The sequence below is a fragment of the Streptomyces graminilatus genome (assembly GCF_001418565.1).
Taxonomy (GTDB): Bacteria; Actinomycetota; Actinomycetes; order Streptomycetales; family Streptomycetaceae; genus Streptomyces; species Streptomyces graminilatus.
This window is the reverse complement of the sequence record NZ_LIQQ01000151.1, coordinates 1-3,141: the sequence shown is the minus strand read 5'-3', so window position 1 is coordinate 3,141 and position 3,141 is coordinate 1. Positions and strand designations below refer to the sequence as shown.

The window sequence follows — 3,141 nt, the reverse complement described above, 5'->3', positions numbered from 1 at the left end:
GGGTGTCGTACGACACCCCCTTCCTGGTGCTCGGAGCCGATTCCACTGAGGAGACCGGCACCATCCCGGCGGTTACGTCGCTGCACCGCATCGGGAACTACGTGACGCCGTTCAGCCACGCGTCCATGGTCCTGGGGGAGGTACCTGTCACGGACTTGTGGGCTTCTGTCTCGCGCGAGCAGTACGACGCGCGGGCGAAGGTGGTGGTCCTCCGAGACACGGTTCCGCAGGACGTCTCCACGGAGTACGCCGAGTTGGCCCAGGGAGTCCAGGGAGCCGATATCCCGCCGTGGGTGGGGCTGATGCTGGCCATGGAGATCCGCTCGTACACCCGGGACGTGCCCGTGACCGTGGGAGAGATCGCTGAGGACGTGCTCAGCATCGGCATCGATCCTGCGGCGCCGACGACGTTCCCGGCATGGGCACAGCAGACCCTTCCGCACGGAAGCTGACCGTGAACGTGCCGGACCCCGGGGTGCGGCCGGAATCAGCGATCGGTGAGTTGACCATCAGCCACGCTTCCCTTTGTCTGTGACTAGAGGTCGGCCAGCAGCCGCACGCCGTCCAGGGTTGTCGGCTGCACGGCGCCATCGGTCTCGACCTCCGGGGCAGCCCGGTACGCGACGGCCCGCGCGGAGGGCGGAAGCAGCATCACGTTGAACGTCATGATCGACAGGGCCACCTCGGACCCCAAACGGTCGGCAGCCTGCCAGAGAGAGTCCCGGTTCACGGGACGGCCAGTCTCACGCAGCAAATCCCGGGCAGCCACGGCTGTCTTCTCACGGTATTTGCTCATCTCGCCTGAGTTCTCGTACACCGTGTAGGCCGTGGCGAGGACGGCCACCACGGTGGCACTCGTCAGACAGCTGCCCCAGCTCAGCCCATCGAACAGAACCGTTTTGAGGATCAGCATCACGAGGAAGACCACTGCCGGCACGATCAGGAACGGGGCAAGGGTCAAGACGAGGATGCGGCGGCGAATGCCGCGCGCGGTCGGGACGCCGAGACGATCGGAGCCCTTCCCTCGCTCTGTGCTCCGAGGCTGGTTGTGGGTGGTGCGGTGGTCGTCTGCCATGCGGCGGAGTCTACGGCGGCCCACTGACACTGCATGGGCCCCGCCGCACCAGAGACGTCGGCCCGGAAATCCCAGGGGCGTTGTGTCCGTGACGGCTGTGCGTGAGGGTTCTCGCCTACACGCTGTGTGTTGTGTGGCGCCGAGTTTTCCGGCGGCCAGGCGTACCTCGTCGGGCCGCGCCCGTAGGCGCCCCAGGCCTCCGGGCCGCCTACGGCGCTAGGCCGTTCTGCCGGGAGAGCTCGCGGGCCTTGACCCAGTTCTTGGCCCTGTACTGCGGGGGGTCTTTGCGGTTGCCCGGTTCGGGCGGGTTCAGGGTGCGCACGACCGTGCGGTCCGTGGTGAGGGTCATGGTGACCTTCTTCCCGGTCACGGTGACGGCGGCGGGGCCGATGGCCACGGTGCCCTTGCTCGGCGCGCGCAGGAGGAGTTCGAGGACGCGCTGCAGGGCCTCGCAGCGCCCCTCCACGGGCACTTCACGGAAGAACGGGCTGTTCAGCGCGTCGGAGTGGAACACGACGTGCGGCAGGCGCCCGACGCGGCGAATCCGGGCTTCGTCGGTGATAGGCCGCCGGCGCACGGGCTGCGGCGCCGGGGTGCCGTCCCGGTGGTAGTAGCCGACCGGTAGCAACGGCCACGCCGGCTCAGAAGGTTCGGGGGCGGCCTCGCGGCGGGCTGCGGCCCTCTTCTGCTGCTGGAGCATCCGCTGCTCGTGCGCCTCACGGCGTCTGCGTTCCTCCTCTTCCCGGGCCGCGCGGCGCTGCTGCTGCTCCTGTTCACGGAGTCGGTGCTCGGCCTGGCGTCGACGGAGGTCGTCGAGCGGCGGGCGGACCTCGTCGAACCAAGAGACGGCCGGCCCCGCGTAGCTGACGACGTGCCGGGTCTTCAGATCCAGGAGGAAGGAGTACGGGTGCTCCTCCCCGTCGGCCTTGGGGCTGCGGGCCCCCGCATGGTGCCGCCGGCCCCCCGGGCCAGCCGTCCGACCTGGAGAAAGCGTTCCACGAGCTGCCGGATCTCGGCGTCCGCGGTGGTCTCGGCGACGAGGTGCGTGCTCATGTACTCCCGGAGGGCGTGCCGGGTGATCCGCGCCGTGCAGGCGAACTCCACTGCCTCCTGCTGAGGGAGGATCCCGATCCGGCTCCAATGCCCCGGCAGGTGGTCAGCGTCCGGAGACGGTGTGGAATCGTGCATGACCGGCACCGTACCGGGCCCGAGGGCTGCCGGTGCCCGGCCACCACCGCCGTTCCCAGTGCCTGGGCAGCCGTTCGCGCCCGCCCTGAGGCGAGCGCGGCCGTTACGGCTGGAGCACGGGGCGCAGCCGGTAGGTGCGGATCACGGTCTGCCCGTGGGGGGAGATACGGGAGTGGCGGTCGAGGATTGCGATCCAGGAGCCGGCGTCGAGCCGGTCGCCCAGGTGCGCGGCACCCGGCGTCCAGGCCGTGCGCGAGAACAGGCCGCCATCGGCCTGGGAGTCGCGTCGCCGAGGCCTGGCCGGATGGCTCGGCCGCCGCAAGAAGCGCCGCTGACCTGTGGCATCCGCCGTCCAGGACGGCCCTGCGCGCTTCCGGGCGACACATGAGCTGGATGGTGATGACGAGACCCGACCGGCTCTCCTTAAGGGACGGACGTGCTGAACTGGCCTCCCCACGAGCGGATTTGGCGGCTGGCGGCGACACCGTCGTGGCGGGCTCGGGGGCGGCGTATGGGTCGCTGCCCATACGCCGCGAGCAGTGCATTTGGGTCAGGCAGGGGCTTCGGTGTCGACGTCCTGGATGTGGCCCAGATGGAAGGTGAGCAACTCGTCATCGGCATCGGCCCAGCCGTACAGGTACGGCGGGTCGAGTTCCAGGGAATGGATGGTGTGGGTGGTGGGCCGCCCGTTTCCGGGTGCGTAGGTGATGGCGGTTTCGAGGGCGTTGTCGATGGCGTGGGCGAGGCGGCGCAGTGCGGGCGGGTCCAGGCGCTGGGTGTCGCGGGCGAGGACCTGTTCGGTGGGGGAGAGCCGGGTCAGGGTCTGGTCCGCGGTGGCCGGGAGGAGGGCCTCGGCCAGGTGGGCGAGGTCGGGGGCG

The 3,141-nt window shown here is 70.0% G+C and carries 5 protein-coding genes and 1 pseudogene; 1 reads left to right on the top strand and 5 read right to left on the bottom strand.

The genetic code is table 11. The features are described from left to right. Positions 1–452 (top strand): hypothetical protein (locus AOK08_RS14935; protein ID WP_206743402.1); only part of this gene is annotated, 452 nt, incomplete at its 5' end. Between the two features lie 83 nt (positions 453–535). Here AOK08_RS14935 and AOK08_RS14930 read toward each other — a convergent pair. The 5 genes and pseudogenes from AOK08_RS14930 to AOK08_RS14910 form a co-directional block, all read right to left on the bottom strand. Beyond that, positions 536–1,075: a hypothetical protein gene (locus AOK08_RS14930; RefSeq protein ID WP_055526045.1), complete on the bottom strand. Its 540-nt coding sequence runs from the start codon at positions 1,073–1,075 to the stop codon at positions 536–538. A 208-nt stretch (positions 1,076–1,283) separates the two neighbouring features. After that, the gene (locus tag AOK08_RS14925; RefSeq protein WP_055526044.1) at positions 1,284–1,775 is read right to left on the bottom strand and encodes a hypothetical protein; all 492 of its coding nucleotides are present in this window, start codon (positions 1,773–1,775) and stop codon (positions 1,284–1,286) included. 182 nt (positions 1,776–1,957) lie between these two features. Beyond that, on the bottom strand, positions 1,958–2,263 hold the full coding sequence (locus AOK08_RS45735; protein WP_157876679.1) for a hypothetical protein: 306 nt from the start codon (positions 2,261–2,263) through the stop codon (positions 1,958–1,960). A gap of 103 nt (positions 2,264–2,366) precedes the next feature. Then, the gene (locus AOK08_RS14915; RefSeq protein ID WP_055526042.1) at positions 2,367–2,585 is read right to left on the bottom strand and encodes a hypothetical protein; all 219 of its coding nucleotides are present in this window, start codon (positions 2,583–2,585) and stop codon (positions 2,367–2,369) included. Between the two features lie 228 nt (positions 2,586–2,813). Next, positions 2,814–3,141 (bottom strand): annotated as a pseudogene (locus AOK08_RS14910) (hypothetical protein); the annotation flags it as partial.